This window comes from Duganella sp. Leaf61 (assembly GCF_001421905.1).
Classification (GTDB): Bacteria; Pseudomonadota; Gammaproteobacteria; order Burkholderiales; family Burkholderiaceae_D; genus Rugamonas; species Rugamonas zoogloeoides.
Window position 1 is genome coordinate 32,170 of record NZ_LMLM01000028.1, and the last position, 16,075, is coordinate 48,244.

The 16,075-nt window shown below is 67.7% G+C and carries 15 protein-coding genes; 9 read left to right on the forward strand and 6 right to left on the reverse strand.

Going from position 1 to position 16,075, the window contains the following annotated elements; all coding sequences use genetic code 11:
* Positions 1 to 33: 33 nt before the first annotated feature.
* The 9 genes from ASF04_RS15265 (at position 34) to ASF04_RS15305 (ending at position 8,720) form a co-directional block, all read left to right on the forward strand.
* Entirely contained in the window at positions 34 to 1,569 is a 1,536-nt protein-coding gene (locus tag ASF04_RS15265; protein WP_056143329.1) for a 3-hydroxyacyl-CoA dehydrogenase, read from the forward strand.
* A complete protein-coding gene (pcaF, locus tag ASF04_RS15270; RefSeq protein WP_056143332.1) occupies positions 1,566 to 2,780 on the forward strand; it encodes a 3-oxoadipyl-CoA thiolase in 1,215 nt (404 codons plus the stop codon). The genes ASF04_RS15265 and pcaF overlap by 4 nt, the downstream gene beginning before the upstream one ends.
* Before the next feature lies 1 nt (position 2,781).
* Positions 2,782 to 3,573, forward strand: coding sequence for an enoyl-CoA hydratase-related protein (locus tag ASF04_RS15275; RefSeq protein WP_056143335.1), 792 nt, complete (start codon positions 2,782 to 2,784; stop codon positions 3,571 to 3,573).
* 153 nt (positions 3,574 to 3,726) lie between these two features.
* Positions 3,727 to 4,479, forward strand: a complete 753-nt coding sequence (locus tag ASF04_RS15280) for a GntR family transcriptional regulator (protein ID WP_082488797.1) — start codon at positions 3,727 to 3,729, stop codon at positions 4,477 to 4,479.
* Positions 4,480 to 4,518: 39 nt separating this feature from the next.
* Positions 4,519 to 5,142, forward strand: coding sequence for a glutathione S-transferase family protein (locus tag ASF04_RS15285; protein WP_056143338.1), 624 nt, complete (start codon positions 4,519 to 4,521; stop codon positions 5,140 to 5,142).
* Between the two features lie 45 nt (positions 5,143 to 5,187).
* Positions 5,188 to 6,408, forward strand: coding sequence for a CaiB/BaiF CoA-transferase family protein (locus ASF04_RS15290; protein WP_056143342.1), 1,221 nt, complete (start codon positions 5,188 to 5,190; stop codon positions 6,406 to 6,408).
* A 15-nt stretch (positions 6,409 to 6,423) separates the two neighbouring features.
* A complete protein-coding gene (locus ASF04_RS15295; protein ID WP_056143345.1) occupies positions 6,424 to 7,032 on the forward strand; it encodes a carboxymuconolactone decarboxylase family protein in 609 nt (202 codons plus the stop codon).
* On the forward strand, positions 7,029 to 7,910 hold the full coding sequence (locus ASF04_RS15300; protein WP_056143348.1) for an amidohydrolase: 882 nt from the start codon (positions 7,029 to 7,031) through the stop codon (positions 7,908 to 7,910). The genes ASF04_RS15295 and ASF04_RS15300 overlap by 4 nt, the downstream gene beginning before the upstream one ends.
* Positions 7,911 to 7,931: 21 nt before the next feature.
* Complete coding sequence (locus ASF04_RS15305) at positions 7,932 to 8,720, forward strand: enoyl-CoA hydratase/isomerase family protein (RefSeq protein WP_056143351.1); 789 nt, start codon at positions 7,932 to 7,934, stop codon at positions 8,718 to 8,720.
* Positions 8,721 to 8,739: 19 nt separating this feature from the next.
* Here ASF04_RS15305 and ASF04_RS15310 read toward each other — a convergent pair whose 3' ends face one another.
* The 6 genes from ASF04_RS15310 to ASF04_RS15335 all read right to left on the reverse strand — a co-directional run bounded on the left by ASF04_RS15310 (position 8,740) and on the right by ASF04_RS15335 (position 16,068).
* A complete protein-coding gene (locus tag ASF04_RS15310) occupies positions 8,740 to 9,672 on the reverse strand; it encodes an alpha/beta fold hydrolase (protein WP_056143354.1) in 933 nt (310 codons plus the stop codon).
* Positions 9,669 to 10,727, reverse strand: coding sequence for an ABC transporter substrate-binding protein (locus ASF04_RS15315; protein ID WP_056143357.1), 1,059 nt, complete (start codon positions 10,725 to 10,727; stop codon positions 9,669 to 9,671). Before ASF04_RS15315 ends, ASF04_RS15310 begins: the two co-directional genes overlap by 4 nt.
* 10 nt (positions 10,728 to 10,737) lie before the next feature.
* The gene (locus tag ASF04_RS15320; RefSeq protein ID WP_082488799.1) at positions 10,738 to 12,381 is read right to left on the reverse strand and encodes a tannase/feruloyl esterase family alpha/beta hydrolase; all 1,644 of its coding nucleotides are present in this window, start codon (positions 12,379 to 12,381) and stop codon (positions 10,738 to 10,740) included.
* Between the two features lie 24 nt (positions 12,382 to 12,405).
* Positions 12,406 to 13,479 carry a porin gene (locus ASF04_RS15325; RefSeq protein ID WP_082488800.1) on the reverse strand — a complete coding sequence of 358 codons (1,074 nt, stop codon included), beginning with the start codon at positions 13,477 to 13,479 and terminating at the stop codon, positions 12,406 to 12,408.
* A 316-nt stretch (positions 13,480 to 13,795) separates the two neighbouring features.
* Positions 13,796 to 15,118 carry a leucine-rich repeat-containing protein kinase family protein gene (locus ASF04_RS15330; RefSeq protein WP_056143363.1) on the reverse strand — a complete coding sequence of 441 codons (1,323 nt, stop codon included), beginning with the start codon at positions 15,116 to 15,118 and terminating at the stop codon, positions 13,796 to 13,798.
* Between the two features lie 80 nt (positions 15,119 to 15,198).
* On the reverse strand, positions 15,199 to 16,068 hold the full coding sequence (locus ASF04_RS15335; RefSeq protein ID WP_056143367.1) for an MBL fold metallo-hydrolase: 870 nt from the start codon (positions 16,066 to 16,068) through the stop codon (positions 15,199 to 15,201).
* Positions 16,069 to 16,075: the final 7 nt, after the last annotated feature.

Sequence of the window (16,075 nt, forward strand, 5' to 3'; positions counted from 1 at the left end):
ACCGCTAATAATCCAGACAATCCAGGAGATAAGATGACCGCATTACAACAGGACGCGCAGATTGGCGTGATCGGCGCCGGCGCCATGGGCAGCGGCATCGCCCAGGTGGCGCTCGACGCCGGCCACACGGTGCTGCTGCACGACGCCGCGCCCGCTGCGCTCGAACGCGGCCTCGAGGCGATCCGCCAGACCTACGCCAAACTGGTGGCCAAGGGCCGCCTGGCTGCTGCCGACAGCGCCCAGCGCCTGGCGCGCCTGCATGGCGCAACCACGCTGGCCGACCTGGCCGGCTGCGCGCTGGTGATTGAGGCTATTGTCGAGAACATCGACATCAAGGCCCGCGTGCTGGCCGAACTCGAGACGCTGCTGGCGCCGCACGCCATCGTTGCCACCAATACCTCGTCGCTGTCGATCACGGCGCTGGCCGCGCGCCTGGCGCGTCCGCAGCGCGTGGCAGGCATGCATTTCTTTAACCCGGCGCCGCTGATGCCGCTGGTGGAAATCGTGGGCGGTAAGGTCACCGACACCGCCGTGCTCGATACCCTGTTTGCCACCGCGTCCGCGTGGGGCAAAACGCCGGTGCGGTGCCGCTCCACGCCTGGTTTCATCGTCAACCGCGTGGCCCGGCCCTTCTATGCGGAAGCCTTGCGCCTGCTCGACGCCCGCGCCGGCGACGTGCCCACGCTCGATGCCGTGCTGCGCGAAGCGGGCGCCTTCCGCATGGGCGCCTTCGAACTAATGGACCTGATCGGCCACGACGTCAACTATGCCGTCACCAGCACCGTCTGGCAGGGCATGTATTGCGATCCGCGCTACACGCCATCGCTGCTGCAAAAAGACCTGGTGGATGCGGGCTGGCTCGGGCGCAAGAGTGGCCGGGGCTTCTACGATTACAGCGCCGCTGCGGCCGCGCCGGTACCGCTTCTGCTGGCCGAGTCGGCAGCTCCTGCCACGGTGGTAGTCGAAGGCGACCTGGGGCCGGCCGCCGTGCTGGCGGAACTGGCCGAACAGGCCGGCCTGGCGGTCAGCCGCACCGCCGGCGCGGGCGTGCTGCGCTTCGATGGCGTGGCGCTCGCCCTCACCGACGGTCGTACCGCCACCGCGCGTAGCGCTGCCGGTGACGGCGCCGCGCCGGTGGACGTGCTGTTCGACCTGGCCTTCGATTACCGCAGCGCCAGCCTGGTGGCGCTGGCTTGCGCCGACCAGGCGCCGCCGCACGCGCTGGAGCTGGCGGCGGGCTTTTTCCAGCGGCTGGGCAAGCGCGTGGTGCAACTCGACGACGCCCCCGGCCTGATCGTTATGCGCACCGTCGCCATGCTGGCCAACGAGGCGGCCGAACTGGTGCAGCAGGGCGTAGCCGATGCCGCCGCCGTGGACCTGGCCATGACAAGGGGCGTCAGCTACCCGCGCGGTCCGCTGGCCTGGGCCGACGCCGTCGGCCCCGCGCGCGTGGTGCAGGCGATCGACCACCTGGCCGCCAGCTACGGAGAAGATCGCTATCGCGCCGCGCCGCTGCTGCGCCGCCTGGGCGCCACCGACCACACATTTTTCGACAAGAGGACCGCATGACCTTCGATGCCTATATTTGCGACGCCGTTCGCACCCCGATCGGCCGCTACGGCGGCGCCCTGGCCGGCGTGCGCGCCGACGACCTGGCGGCGCTGCCGATCGCCGCGCTGATGCAGCGCCACCCGCAGCTCGACTGGTCGCTGCTCGATGACGTGATCCTCGGCTGCGCCAACCAGGCCGGCGAGGACAACCGCGACGTCGCCCGCATGGCGCTGCTGCTGGCCGGCCTGCCGCAGGAAGTGGGCGGCGTGACTGTCAACCGGCTGTGCGGCTCGGGCATGGACGCCGTGGGCGCCGCCGTGCGGGCGATCCAGTCCGGCGCTGGCGAGTTTTACCTGGCCGGCGGTGTCGAGAGCATGAGCCGAGCTCCGTTCGTGGTGCCCAAGGCCGAGCAGGCGTACAGCCGCGATTCGGCGATTGCCGACACCACCATCGGCTGGCGCTTCGTCAATCCGCTGATGGCCGAGCGTTACGGCGCCGAGCCGCTGGGCGAGACCGCCGAGAACGTGGCTGAGGACTACGGCGTCTCGCGCGCCGACCAGGACGCGTTTGCGCTCAACAGCCAGCGCAAGGCCGCATTGGCGCAGGCGGCCGGTCGCTTCGATGCCGAAATCGTGCCGGTGCCGGTACGGCGCGGCCGCGAGACAGTGATGTTTGCTGCCGACGAGCATCCGCGCCCGGACACCAGCTCCGAACAGCTGGCCAGGCTCAAGCCGGCCTTCCGCGCTGGCGGCAGTGTCACCGCCGGCAATTCGTCGGGCGTCAACGACGGCGCGGCGGCAATGCTAATCGCCTCGAAGCCGATGGCGGCGCGGCTGGGCCTGCGCGTGCGCGCCCGCGTGCTGGGCGTGGCGACGGCGGGCGTGGCGCCCCGCGTGATGGGCATGGGACCGTTGCCGGCCACGCGCCGCCTGCTAACGCAGCATGGCCTTACGCTGGCCGACATCGACCTGATCGAATTGAACGAAGCATTTGCCGCCCAGGGCATCGCCGTCTTGCGCGAGCTGGGCGTGGCCGAGGATGCTCCCCACGTCAACCCGAACGGCGGCGCCATCGCACTGGGCCACCCGCTGGGCATGAGCGGCGCGCGCCTGGTGATGAGCGCCGTGCACGAGCTGGAACTGCGCGGCGGCCGCTACGCGCTGTGCACCATGTGCATCGGCGTGGGACAGGGCATCGCCGCGCTGATCGAACGCGTTGCGGAGGCATGACATGACCGAAACGCTGCAAACCCCGCCGCTGGTCATCGCCTCCAGCCCCGCGCCCGGGGTGGCGCTGCTGACCATCGACCGGCCCGCGCGTCGCAATGCGCTCAACCTCGCCGTCAAGCAAGAACTGGGTGCGGCCCTGGCCGCGCTGGAGCAGGATGCCAGCGTGCGCGTGGTGATTATTACCGGCGCCGGCGGCTACTTCGTGGCCGGCACCGACATCGCCGAGATGGCGACCATGACGCCCACCGACCACACCCTGCTGGCCACCGATGCCGTCTTCCACCAGCTGCGCCGCAGCAGCAAGCCGCTGATCGCGGCGGTGGAGGGCTATGCGCTGGGCGGCGGCTGCGAGCTGGCGCTGGCCTGCGACCTGATCGTCGCCGGCGCGGGCGCGCGCTTCGGTCAGCCCGAAATCCGGGTTGGCATCATGCCCGGCGCCGGCGCCACCCAGCGCCTGGTACGCACCATGGGCAAATACCAGGCGCTGCGCCTGATGCTCACGGGCGAACCGATCGCCGCCCCCGATGCGCTGGCGGCGGGCATGGTGTCCGAGGTGGTGGCCGACGGCGCCGCGCTGGCGCGGGCCACGGCGCTGGCTGTCACGATTGCCGCCATGCCGCCGCTGGCGGTGCGGGCAATCCGCGAGGTGGTGCACATGGGGCAGGACCTGCCGCTGGATTCGGCGCTGTTGCTCGAGCGTAAAGCGTTCCAGTTGTTGTTCGACAGCGGCGACCAGCGCGAGGGCATGCAGGCGTTCCTGGAAAAGCGCAGCCCGCAGTTCCAGGGTAGCTAGCTGGATTTTTCCACAAGTTTTGTTTTTTGGTATTTGAGTCAAAAGACCGGTTTATCAATTGATTGGCGCCAGAAGTTGTTATATTGTCGAATTGCGGGGCGCGCGTGCGCCGCCGCTGACAATACTGTACAGACGATTGAAAGAGGTTTTTTGATGAAGACGGAGACGGCAAAGCAGGACGCCCCGATCGATTTCAGCCGCAGCGCGGTGTCGCGCTACGTGCAGCTGGCGAGCTTGTTCCGCCACCGCGTGGAAGCGGGCGAGTGGCCGGTGGGCGAACAGATTCCGACCGTGGACGAGCTGGCGGCGTCGTGCAGCGTGGCGCGCGCCACCGTGCGCCAGGCGCTCGACCTGCTGGAAGACGAAAAGCTGATCGCGCGCTACCGTGCCAAGGGCACGTTCGTGATCGGCAAGCCGCAGGAGCAGTTCTGGTGCGAAGTGGCCACCGACTGGTCGGGTCAGCTGATGGCGCCGGAGGGCGCCACCATCGAAATCCTGGCCAGCCGTTCCGGCCAGTCGGTGCCGGTGCTCGAACCGGGTGCCGGCACGCTGGCGGCGGCGTACCAGCACTGGCGCCGGCGCCACTGGCGCAACGGCAAGCCGTATTACCTGGGCGATGTGTACATCGAGGAGAGCGTCAGCCGGCGGATCCCGAAAAAGGCGTTCGAGACCAAGACCTCGATGCGCATCCTGCGCGATCTGCCGGGACTGGAGATCGCCGAGGCGCACCAGGTGCTCACGCTCGGTTCGGCCGATCCGGTGATCGCCGAGCTGCTGCAAATTCCGCTCAACGCGCCGGTCGCGTATGTCACGCGCACGGCGATCGACCAGGACGGCAGCATCGTCTTTGTCGGCAAGGGCATTTACCGGGGCGATGTGATTCGCCTCGACATTAAACTCAAGTGAGGGCGCATGCCTTCACTTATCACCGAGATAAGGATAGGCATGAAACTTCACTGGTCCCCGCGCTCCCCGTTCGTGCGCAAGGTAGTGGTCCTGTTGCACGAGACGGGACAATACGAACAGGTCGAGCGCATCCGCTCGGTGGTGGCCATGGCCGACCCGAACGCGGCGCTCATGGCCGACAATCCGCTCAGCCAGATTCCCACCCTGCTGCTCGACGACGGCAGCGCGCTGTACGACTCGCCCGTGATCTGCGAATACCTCGACAGCCGCCACGACCGCACGCCGCTGTTCCCGCCGGCCGGTCCGGCGCGCTGGCTGGCGCTGCGCCGCCAGGCCCTGGCCGATGGCATGCTGGCCATCCTGCTGCTGTGGCGCCAGGAACGCATGAAGGACGCCGCCCGCGCCACCCCGGCCTGGCTGGAAGCCTTCGAGCTGAAAATTTCCAACGCCCTTAACCAGCTCGAAGGCGAAGCCGCCGACCTGGCCGGCGCCGGTGACATCGATATCGGCCACATCTCGCTCGCGTGCATGTTGTCCTATCTCGACTACCGGTTTGCCGGTACGGACTGGCGCGCCGCCCGGCCGCAATTGGCCGCCTGGCACCAGGACTTCAGCCGCCGGCCGTCGATGGCCGCCAGCATGCCCGACGACGCCGCCACCTGAGCCGCATTTTCCTTTTTTTGCTATCCCGTTTTGCAGGAGTATTCCATGGCAGGTCCGCTTTCGCATATCAAGGTGCTCGATTTGAGCCGCATCCTGGCCGGCCCGTGGTCGGGCCAGGTCCTCGCCGATCTCGGCGCCGATGTCATCAAGGTCGAGCGCCCCGGCGCCGGCGACGACACGCGTGCGTGGGGGCCGCCGTTCCTGGCCGGCGCCGACGCCCAGCCGACCAAAGAATCGGGCTACTACCTGTCGGCCAACCGCGGCAAGCGGTCGATCACCGCTGACCTGGCCACCGCTGAGGGCCAGCGCATCGTGCGCGCGCTGGTGGCGCGTTCCGACATCCTGCTCGAAAACTACAAGGTCGGCACGCTGGCGCGTTACGGCCTCGGCTACGATGACCTCAAGGCCATCAACCCGGGCCTGATCTACTGCTCGGTGACGGGTTTCGGGCAGACCGGTCCGCGCGCCGAACACGCCGCTTACGACTTCATGATCCAGGCCATGGGCGGCCTGATGAGCGTGACCGGCGAACGCGACGACCTGCCCGGCGGCGGCCCGCAAAAAGTCGGCATCCCGATCGTCGACCTGATGACCGGCATGTACACCTCGGTGGCGGTGCTGGCCGCGCTGGCGCGGCGCAGCGAGACTGGCGTGGGCGACTATATCGACATCGGCATGCTCGACGTGATGGTAGGCAGCCTGGCCAACCAGGGCATGAACTACCTGGTGTCCGGCAAGACCCCCAAGCGCGCCGGCAACAAGCACCCGAACATCCAGCCGCAGGACGTCTTCGGCTGCGCCGACGGCCACGTGGTGCTGGTGGTCGGCAACGACGGCCAGTTTGCCAAGTTCTGCGACGTGGTCGGGCGTCCCGAGTGGCCCGCCGACGAACGCTTCGCCAGCAATGGCGCGCGGGTGCGCAACCAGCAGGTGCTGCTGCCGATGATCGCCGAACTGTTCCTGCAAAAGCCGATGGCCGACTGGGTGGCGCTGCTCGACCAGGCCGGCGTGCCGTGCAGCCCGATCAACACCGTTGCCCAGTTGCTCGAGGACGAGCAGGTCAAGCACCGGGGCATGCTGATCGAATTGCCGCATCCCACGGCCGGCAGCGTGCCGCAGATCCGCAGCCCGATGCGTTTTGCCAATGCCCAGGCCAGCTTCGACCGCCCGCCGCCGCTGCTGGGACAACACACCACCGAAGTGCTGACCGAGCTCGGTTTCAGCAGCGACGAGATCGCCGCCTGGTCCGGCGCCGGCGCCATTTGATTACACGGATACCCCATGCCACGAATTTCATTTCCCGAACCTGACACCATGAGCCCGGCCCAGCGCCTGGTGTACGACGCCATCGTCAGCGGCCCGCGCGCGCGCCTGGTGGGCCCGCTGCGGGCCGCGCTGCACAATCCCGAACTGGCCGACCGCTGGCAGAAAATGGGCGCGCTGCTGCGCTTCGGCACCAGCATCGCGCCGCGCCTGAGCGAGCTGGCGATCCTAGTCACGGCGCGCCGCTGGAACAGCCAGCTCGAATGGTATATCCATGCCGAAGCGGCGCGCGTGGCCGGCTTGCCGCAGGCCGTCATCGACGCCATCGCGCAGTCGCGCGCGCCGGTGTTCGACGATGCGCAGGACGCCGCTGTCTATGAATTCGCGCGCCAGTTGCAGCAGGGCGGACAGGTGTCGGAGCCGGTGTACCAGCAGGTGCTGGCCACCCACGGCGAAGCCGGCACCGTCGAACTGGGCGCCATCGTCGGCTACTACACGATGGTGGCGATGACGCTTAACCTGCACCACATTCCGCTGCCGGACGAAGGCGTGGCCGATCCGCTGGCGCGGGTCGCCGCCGCAGACGGCCTGACCGCGCTGCCTGCGGCCACCGGAGCGGCGGCATGACCGCCATCGATAGCGTGGCGCCGCGCATGCCGCAGGCGCCGGCCACGCCGCTGCCACCGGGCGCCTGCGACAGCCACACCCACGTGTTCGGCCCGTTCGACCGCTTTCCGCTGGCGCAGCCGTCCAGCTACCCGCTGCCGATGGCGCCGGCCGCGCTGCACGCCCAAATGCTCGACACCGTGGGCGCCGCGCGCGGCGTGCTGGTGCAGCCGGCGCCGTACGGCAGCGATCCGGCGCCGATGCTCGCCGCGCTGGCGCTGAGCGGCGGCCGCCTGCGCGGCGTGGGCGTGGCCGACGCCACGATCTCCGTGGCCGAGTTGACGCGCTGGTCCGAGGCCGGCATCCGCGGCTTGCGCTTCGTCGAGATGCGCGACCCGAAAGGCCAGCGCTACGCGGGCAGTGTCGATACCACGCACCTGGCCGCGCTGGCGCCTGCCATGCGCGCGCTCGGCATGCACGCGCAGTTGTGGGCCAGTGCCGCCGACTACCAGCGCCTGCTGCCAGCGCTGCTGGCGCTGGAGGTGCCGCTGGTGCTTGACCACATGGGCTGCTTCGATATCGCTCGCGGCCCCGCCGATGCCGCCTTCGTCCACCTGCTCGAACGCCTGCGCGCGGGCCAGGTGTGGATCAAGCTGTCGCTGTGCCGGGTGTCTAAGCAGGCGCCATCGTACGACGACCTGCGGCCGTTCCACGACGCCATGGTGGCCGCCAATCCGGCGCGCCTGCTGTGGGGCTCGGACTGGCCGTTCGTACGCATGGGCGACAACGCGCCCGACGCAGGCGCGCTGCTCGACCTGCTGGCCGCCTGGGTGCCCGATCCGGCCGTGCGCCGGCAAATCCTGGTGGACAACCCTGCGCTGCTGTACGGCTTCGTTTAATTTAACCATCCCGAGAATCCGATGACTTCCGCTTTCCCTGCCTACACCCAGCTCGACCTGCGTATCGATGGCCACGTGGCCGTGCTCACGCTCGACAACCCGCCCGTCAACGCCCTCACGCGCATCCTCAACGATGAACTGACCGCCGCGCTTGACGCCATCTCCGAAATCGACGCGATCCGCGCGGTGGTGCTGACCGGGCGCGGCAAGGTATTCTGCGCCGGCGCCGACCTCAAGGGCCGCGCCGACAATATCCGCCACCCGGGCGACCTGATGGCGCATTCGCGCCGCACCCGCGAGTGCTTCCACGCGATCCGCGAATGCGCCAAGCCGGTGGTGGTGGCGATCAACGGCGCCGCACTCGGTTCCGGTTTGGCGATGGTTGCCTCGGCCGACATCCTGGTGGCCAGCGAAGCGGCCAGCTTGGGCTTGCCGGAAGTCGATGTGGGACTGCTGGGCGGCTGCCGCCACGCGATGCGCCTGTTCAGCCATTCGCGCTTGCGCCTGATGGCGCTTACCGGCCAGCGCGTGAGCGGGGAGGAGCTGTACCGCCTTGGCATCGTCGAGGCGTGCACCGCGCCGGAAGAACTGCTGCCGAAGGCGCTGGAGATCGCCCACGCCATCGCTGCCAAGAGCCCGGTCTCCACCCGCATGGGCAAGCACACTATGAACGTGATCGAGGATATGAGCTTGCGCGACGGCTATCGCTACGAACAGGACATGACCGCGCAGATCGGCAAGACGGAAGATGCGAAAGAAGCACAGGCGGCGTTCAAGGAAAAACGCGCGCCTGTGTTCAAGGGCTATTGAGGGTGGCCCCTGCGGGGGCTTAGTGTTTGGCCAGGAAGGCCAGCACGGTGCGGTTGAACAGTTCGGGCTGCTCCCAGTACGCGGAGTGGCCCGTTTCCGGTATTACCACCAGTTCCGCCTGCTTCATGCGCGCGCCGAACATGCGCAGCACCGACGGCGGCGTGTACAGGTCGGCGTCGCCCGTCATCAACAGGGTAGGCATCTTCAGCGTGGCCAGGCCGGCAAACGTGACCACGGCATTCGAACCGGGTACGGTTTTCGGTGCGCCGGCCGGTGCGGCCGACGGCAGCGTGGGCGCGCCGGGCACGAAGTCGTGCGCCAGCTGCATCCAGCGCGCCACGCCCTCCGGGTTGGCGGCGCGGTAGGACGGCCCCAGCTCCAGGAACTCGACCGGCATGGCCCGGAATTGCGGCGACGGCCGGATGCGGTTGCCCATCTCCAGGTAGTCCTTGTCGGTGACGAAGCCGATGCTGTTGGCCACGACCAGGCTGCGTACCATGTCGCGGTGGCTGAGGGCGAACTGGAACGCGGCGCCGCCGCCGGCCGCGCTGCCGACGAAGTGGGCCTGTTTGACGCCCAGCTGGTCGAGCACCGCCTTGACCAGGATGGTCGATTGCGAGCCGATCGGGCTGCCGGGATTGGGCTGGCGCCAGTCGATCGCAATCACGCGATAGCCGGCGCCGGTCAGCGCCGGAAACTGGTGCACCCACATCTGGCTCTTGCCGCTGGCGGCATGGAGCAGCACCACCGGCACGCCGCTGCCGCCGCTGTCGCGGTAGGGCACGGTGGTGGCGCCCACTTGCAGGCGGGCCTCGGCGATCTCGGTCCGGGCCGTGGCTTGCGGGCCGGCTGCCGGCAGGTGGCTGCAGGCGGCGCCGGCGGCTGCCAGGGCGCCGAGCAGCGCCAGGTTCAACAGGGTACGGCGACGGTTGTGTGGCAGGTTCGGGTTCATGGCGTAGTCCTTGGCGTGACAAACAGTTCTTTGAGGATGGCGTTCCAGCGGTCCTGGCCTGCGGCAGCCTGGACCGGCGAAATGAAAGTGACCGGGATATCCGTCAGTTCCGGGAATCCGGTGGGCACCAGCGTGTTCGATGGAATGTGGTTGGCGCCCTTGAGCAGGGTCTGGCCTTCGCGCGAGAGCACGAAGTCCACCATCAGCCGCGCCGCGTTCGGATGTGGCGCGCCGCGCACGATGCCGATGGCGTTGCCGGTGGCCGTGAGCGGCGCCATCTTCACCCAGTTCACGGTCATGCCCTCGTGCTGGGCCATGACGGTGTGGTGCACCATTACCTGCAAACCGATCGGGTAGGCCTTGTCGCCGACCAGGGTGAGGATCTTGCGCGGATTGGTGTTGACGTTGGCGATGTCCTGTCTGGCCAGTGCGCGCAGGTAGTTCATGCCGTCGGTCTCGCCCATCGTCAGCAGCACGTTGGCCACCAGGCCCTGGGCGGCGGTGGGCGCCTGTTCCGCGCTCCACACCATCTTGCCGCGCCACTGCGGCGCCAGCAAGTCCTGCCAGGTGCGTGGCGCCTGGTCCGGCGCGATCATGGCCGGATTGTAGCCCGTCGTCAGGTAATACAGCACGGTCGACGTCCAGTAGCCGTCGGGGTCCTTGAACCGTGCCGGGATGGTGGCCGCCGACGGCGACACGTAAGGCTGCACCAGCTGGCGCGCCATCAGCAGGCCGGCGGTGGAGCTGCCGTCGAACAGGTCGGCCACCGGCTGGCCGGCCGCCGCCTCGGCGACCACCTTGGCGGCATTGAGCGGCGCGGCCGCGCGCACCACCTCGACCTTGATGGCCGGATGGCGTTTGGCAAAGGCGTCCACCAGCGGCTGGGTGGCTTCGCCCAGCAGCGTGGTGTACCAGACCAGGCGGCCTTCGCGTTCGGCGGCGGCGACGGCGGGCGCCGCTGCCGTTTCCGTTGCATCGGCGGCGCGGGCCAGCGGCGCAGCCGTCACCAGCACGACGGCTGCCGCCAGCATGGTGTGTTTGAAATAGTGTTGCATGGTGATCCTTTCAGGGGGCCGCGCAAGAAAAATTGGCGGCATCGTTGTGGCTGCCGCTGCCCTGGTAGCGGGCGATTTGCGGATACGGACACAGCGGGCGTTCGCGGCCGGGGAAGCTTGCTCCCCTGGCCAGGATGAAGGCGGGCGCACGGTCCTTTTCCACCCAGTCGTAGAGCGGCGTGACGGGATCGAAATCGTCGAGCGCCTCGCCGCCGTTGCAGTGGTCCATGCCGGGAACGTTGAACAGCCGGGCGAACTGCTGGGTGGCCGCCACGCCGCCGTTGGCCGTGCTCAGGCGATCGTACCAGCGGTTGGTGCCGTTGGCGTTGAGCACGCTGTCGCTGACGCCCATGTACAGGATGGTCTTGCCTTTGCGGACCTTGAAACCGTCGTAGTTGGTGCCGTTGGTGGCGGTGAACGCGGCCGAGGCCAGCATGGTGGCCGGGTCGGTGTCGAAATTGAAGGCGAAGTAATCGAAGTCGGGCCGCGCCGGCGTCATGAACACGTAGCGGATCGACTGGTTGGTGGCGCGGCGGGCATTGGGCACGGCCGTGGTCGAAGTGCCGAGCATGGCGCTGCGCCAGCCGGCCGGGCTGATGTCCCACGGCAGCGGCGGGTAGAGCAGGGCGCCGGCGCTGTTCTTCGGCCCGGTCATGATCTGGTTGACGGCCGCGACCTGGCCCGGCGACAGGCAATCGGCGGCATCGCTGCCATCGCTGCGGCATTGCAGAGCGGCCGCGTCGTAGGTGCAGGCGCCGTAGTTTTCAATGATGCCGTCAGCGGCGCCGTCCTGCGCATCGCACTGCTGGCGCACGCCGTCGGCCAGCCGCTGCAACTGGGCGTCGCTGAAGGCGCGGCTCAGGATGCGGTTGCCGGCCGCGTCCTGCGGGGCGATTGCGCGCAGCTGCTGGAGAATCTGCATCGACCCCACCTGCGCCACGTGCTGCTCGAGTATCGGCGCGCCCGACACCACGCCGTCGAAATGCTGAGGAAAGCGCTGCGTCATCATCATGCCCTGGCGGCCGCCGCCGGAGCAGCCGACGAAGTAGGAATGGCTGGGCGCCTTGCCATAAAACCTGTTCAGCACCGACTTGGCCAGTTGCGTCACCTGGTCCAGCGCGTTGTAGCCCCAGTCCAGGCGCGCCTGCGGATCCAGGCCGAAGCTGGCGTCGCGGCTGTCGGTGGCGGCGTGGCCCATGTCGCTGCTGACCACGGCCGTGCCTTGCGACAGCGCCGGGATCACGGCGGGCCGGTTGTTGAGTACGCCGAAAGCGGGCGGTACGTTGCCATCGGTGCCGCCGCCGCCCTGGAACTGGAAGCGGCCATTCCACGCCAGCGGCAGCCGCAGTTCGAAATTGATGCCGTAGCGTACGCCGTTGACGCCGGTGCGCGGGTTGATTTCGCCGGTGACCAGGCAGTGCGCCGGCAGCTTGACGGCGCCGGCGCTGACGGCGTCGGCTTCGACCCGCAGCGCGCTGCGAAACACGGTGTCGGGATAGGCGAGTTTCAGGACCTGGGTGCAATCGGGCGCCAGCCCGGCAGGCAAGGCCGGGGCGGGAGCGGTGCTGCCGATGGCGGTGGACGAGCTGCCGCCACAACCGGCCAGTCCCAGCATGGCGCCGGCCATCACGGTCAGTGTCATTCTATGGTGCATGGATGTCTCCGGAAGAGGGGCAGCTTAGAAGATGTGCGTGATGCCCAGGTAGAACGCCGAGGGCGCGGTGCCGGCGCCGTTGGCAGCGAAGGCATTGGTGGCATCCATCAGGCCGTAGGCGGCCGCGCCCTTGTTCGACTGGCGCGTGTACACGGCGTACAGCTCGGTGCGTTTGGACAGCTGGTACTTGTGGCCGACCGTGACTTGGTCGGCATCGAAGTTGCGCACCGTCTTATCGTCGTAGCGCTTGTAGGTGGCGATCAGGTTGCCACGGCCGGGGCCGAAGGCGAACGTGGCGCCGACCATGGCGCTGCGGTAGTCTCGGCTGAAGAAGCTGGTGGCCAAGGAAGGCGCCGCCACCGACCGGGTTCCTTCCCACTTGCCGACCTGGAACAGGAAGGCGGGCTGGAAAAAGCCGGTCTTGACGCTGGCGCCGATGGTGGCGGTGCGGTCGTCGGCGCGGCCGGTGGCGTTGGTGGTCGCATTGTAGGCGACGCCGGCCAGCAGCTTGTCGGATTCATAGCTGAACAGGACGCCCTTTGCGTCGCGGGTGGTGGTGCTGGTGGCCGTATGTTCGCCGAGCGCATACGACGCCTTGATGCCATAGCCATTTTTGCGCGGACTGGTGTACACGATCGAATTGTCATTGCGGCCCGAGCCGTCCGGCCGCGCCGACGTGGACACCATGGTGGTGGCGCTGCCGATGCCGGCCTTGTACGGATCGACCGGGCGCACCAGGTAGAACGTGGGGGCGTAGTCGCGGCCCATGTGCAACTGGCCGTACGGCGTGATCAGCCCCACCAGCGCCTTGCGGCCGAACAGGCGGCCGTTCTGGGCCAGGGTGCCGTTGTCGAGGCTGATGCCCGATTCGAGCGTGAAGTCGGCCTTTAGGCCGCCGCCGAGGTCTTCCTGGCCGCGAAAGCCGAAACGCGAGCCATAGGCGCAGCCGCTGTTGGCCTGGGTGCCGGCAGCCGACGTGCCATGGGCGGACACCACGCAGGCATCGAGGATGCCGTACAGCGTGACATTGGATTGGGCGGCGGCGTACGGGGATAGCAGGGCCACGGCCAATGCCGGGGTCGCTTTAAGTATATTCACAACAGTCTCCTGGAGCGCCTTTGGGGGCGCCGTTCATTATGGTTTTTATTGCCTCGAATGCGCCTGTCCCGGCGCCGCCCGGGACAGGCGACAGGGAAATAGTAGCTGTTAATTTTTATAGGGTCAATAGGTTAGTTATATGACCTATATAAATTGTGCAACGACGCGTGCAGTCGTCCGGGCGTGGCTGGCCGGTTTCACCGGGTGCGATGATGGCGGCCATAATGGCAGCGGATATGGTGGCCGCAAAAGGCTGCGGCCAGGGCGGCAGTAGCGCTGCCGGGACAGCGCGATGGAGTGCAGTTGCGAGGCCGCTCTATTGAGCGGCGATCTGTTGCAGCCGGGCAGTGATAGCGGCGAACATCGGCCGTTCGGCAGGCGGCGCCAGGCAGTCCTGCGCCAGCTGCGTCAGGTGGGGCAGGGCCGCCGGTTGTCCGCCCGCTGCGGGCGTGCAGCGCTGCACCAGTTCCTCGAGCAGCAGGCCGAACGCGCGCACCTCCAGCTGTTGCAGCGGCGCCGCATCGGGAGTAGCCGTATCGTAGAACGCCGCCGCACCGAAGTCGCTCAGCACGCAGCGGCCAAGATTGTCGTGCAGGATGTTGTGGGCGTACAGGTCGCCGTGCAGGATGCCGCGTTCATGGAGCTGGGCCGTGGCTGCCGCCACGCCCTGGGCGATGGCCAGCATGGCCGGCCAGTCAAGCTGCTTGTCGTCTTCATAGATGTCGCGCGTGCAACTGGCCAGGCTCGGCGGACCGGCCAGGTTGACGAAGGCGGGATCGAGCAGCGCCATCACCAGTCCCTGTGCCTGCTCCGGGTGGCCGGCAATGCGACCCAGCACCGGGATCAGGTGCGGATGCAGGCCGGCCGCCACGCAGGCCGCCATTTCGTTGAGCGGCGAACCGTCGCTGGTCATCTCGCCCTTGTAGAGCTTGACCGCCACCGGCGTGCTGCCGCCGTCATGTTGCCAGTCGGCGCGGTGGATCACGCCCGAGGCGCCTTCGCCCAGTTGCTGTTGCAACGCTAACTGGCCCCAGTCTATGAGCGGGGCGGGTGCCGCACTCATTGCTTGCGCGCGTTCGGCACCCCACGGATTACCGGCGCACGCCAGCCAGGCCAGGCGCGGCAGCGTGGTCAGCCAGACGGGCAGCGCCTCGAAGGCGTTGGCGGCCAGACGCAGCAATTCCAGCTGGTGCAGGTTGGCCATGGTGTCCGGCAGCGTTTTTAAGCGATTGCCCGACAGCATCAGCTTTTGCATGGCCGGGCGGCGGCCCAGTTCGTCGGGCAGGTGTTCGATGCGGTTGTCGGTCAGCACCAGCCAGCGCAGCGCCGGTGGCAGCGCCGAGGCCGGCACAGAGGTGATCTGGTTGGCCTTGAAGCCGACCATGGTCAGCGCCGGCATGCTCCCCAGCATGGCGGGCAGTTCCGTAAAACGGTTGTTGGAGCAGAACAGGATGCGCAGCTTGTGCAGGCGCGGCAGGTCGTCGGGCAGAGCGGCGAGGGCGTTGCCGGTCAGGTCGAGGATTTCCAGCGTGTCGGCCAGGTTGAAGATTTCGCGCGGGAATTCGGTGAGGCCGGCACGTAATTGCAGGCGCGTGATGCCCTGCAATGCGCCGGCGCGCAACTGCTCAAGTGTGTGCATGGGAAGTGACGGATATGCTAAAGCCGGCAGTCTAGCATTCGACGCTCCCCATCACCTGCTTTCACCTGTTTATCACCCCATTACCACTTCATTTCGCCCTTGGCGACCTTGGCGCTGGTCTCGAGCGCGGCAGGCAGGCCGGCGGTCGGGTACAGCTGCTTCATGCGGGTGATCAGGGCCGCGCTGTCGGCTGCCTTGGCGGTCTCGGCCTCGAAGTGCACCAGGTAGTCGCGGGTAAAGCTCACGGCGGCTGGCGTCAGCGGCGCACCGGGCTTGAAATGGCCGGGCACCACGGTAACCGGTTTCAGCGCGTCGATGCCGGCCAGCGTGGTCAGCCAGTTCTTGCGCGATTCGGCGGTTTGCGTGTCGGCCACCCAGACGTGCAGATCGTTGAATACCACCACGCCACCGACGACTGCCTTGATCGATGGAATCCAAACGTAGCTACGGTCCGGCGTCGGGCCTGTCAACCCTTCGATTTTCAGGCTTTGGCCTTCCAGGGTGATGGTGTTACCCTTCAACACTTGCGGCACGATCACGGTTTTTGGCGCATTGTCTTTCAGGATAGGGCCCCAGTACGCAACCTTGGCATCTTTTTTCTTTTCGATGCCGGCCACGGTTGGCGCGGTGGCGACGATTTTGGCAGCGGGGAACGCGGCGTGGATCACGTCGAGGCCAAAGTAGAAATCGGGGTCGCTGTGGCTGATATACACGGTGGTCAGCTTTTTGCCGCTGGCGCGGATTTTCTCGACCAGCTTGACGGCTTCGCCGCGCGAGAACTGGGCATCGACCAGCACCGCATCCTTGTCGCCCGTCACCAGTACGGAAGCGACCGGGAAGATCGCTGCTTCACCCGGGTTGAAGACTTCAAGTTTCAGTGGCGTGGCAAAGGCAGGGGCGGTAACGACAGCGGCAGCCAGCGTGGCGGACAAGAAGGTGTGCTTGATCATGAGGGTC

Bases quoted from the DNA above. Each gene is read 5' to 3' on its own strand.
- ASF04_RS15265 (WP_056143329.1), top strand. From the start codon at position 34: ATGACCGCATTACAACAGGACGCGCAGATTGGCGTGATCGGCGCCGGC.
- pcaF (WP_056143332.1), top strand. From the start codon at position 1,566: ATGACCTTCGATGCCTATATTTGCGACGCCGTTCGCACCCCGATCGGC.
- ASF04_RS15275 (WP_056143335.1), top strand. From the start codon at position 2,782: ATGACCGAAACGCTGCAAACCCCGCCGCTGGTCATCGCCTCCAGCCCC.
- ASF04_RS15280 (WP_082488797.1), top strand. From the start codon at position 3,727: ATGAAGACGGAGACGGCAAAGCAGGACGCCCCGATCGATTTCAGCCGC.
- ASF04_RS15285 (WP_056143338.1), top strand. From the start codon at position 4,519: ATGAAACTTCACTGGTCCCCGCGCTCCCCGTTCGTGCGCAAGGTAGTG.
- ASF04_RS15290 (WP_056143342.1), top strand. From the start codon at position 5,188: ATGGCAGGTCCGCTTTCGCATATCAAGGTGCTCGATTTGAGCCGCATC.
- ASF04_RS15295 (WP_056143345.1), top strand. From the start codon at position 6,424: ATGCCACGAATTTCATTTCCCGAACCTGACACCATGAGCCCGGCCCAG.
- ASF04_RS15300 (WP_056143348.1), top strand. From the start codon at position 7,029: ATGACCGCCATCGATAGCGTGGCGCCGCGCATGCCGCAGGCGCCGGCC.
- ASF04_RS15305 (WP_056143351.1), top strand. From the start codon at position 7,932: ATGACTTCCGCTTTCCCTGCCTACACCCAGCTCGACCTGCGTATCGAT.
- ASF04_RS15310 (WP_056143354.1), bottom strand. From the start codon at position 9,672: ATGAACCCGAACCTGCCACACAACCGTCGCCGTACCCTGTTGAACCTG.
- ASF04_RS15315 (WP_056143357.1), bottom strand. From the start codon at position 10,727: ATGCAACACTATTTCAAACACACCATGCTGGCGGCAGCCGTCGTGCTG.
- ASF04_RS15320 (WP_082488799.1), bottom strand. From the start codon at position 12,381: ATGCACCATAGAATGACACTGACCGTGATGGCCGGCGCCATGCTGGGA.
- ASF04_RS15330 (WP_056143363.1), bottom strand. From the start codon at position 15,118: ATGCACACACTTGAGCAGTTGCGCGCCGGCGCATTGCAGGGCATCACG.
- ASF04_RS15335 (WP_056143367.1), bottom strand. From the start codon at position 16,068: ATGATCAAGCACACCTTCTTGTCCGCCACGCTGGCTGCCGCTGTCGTT.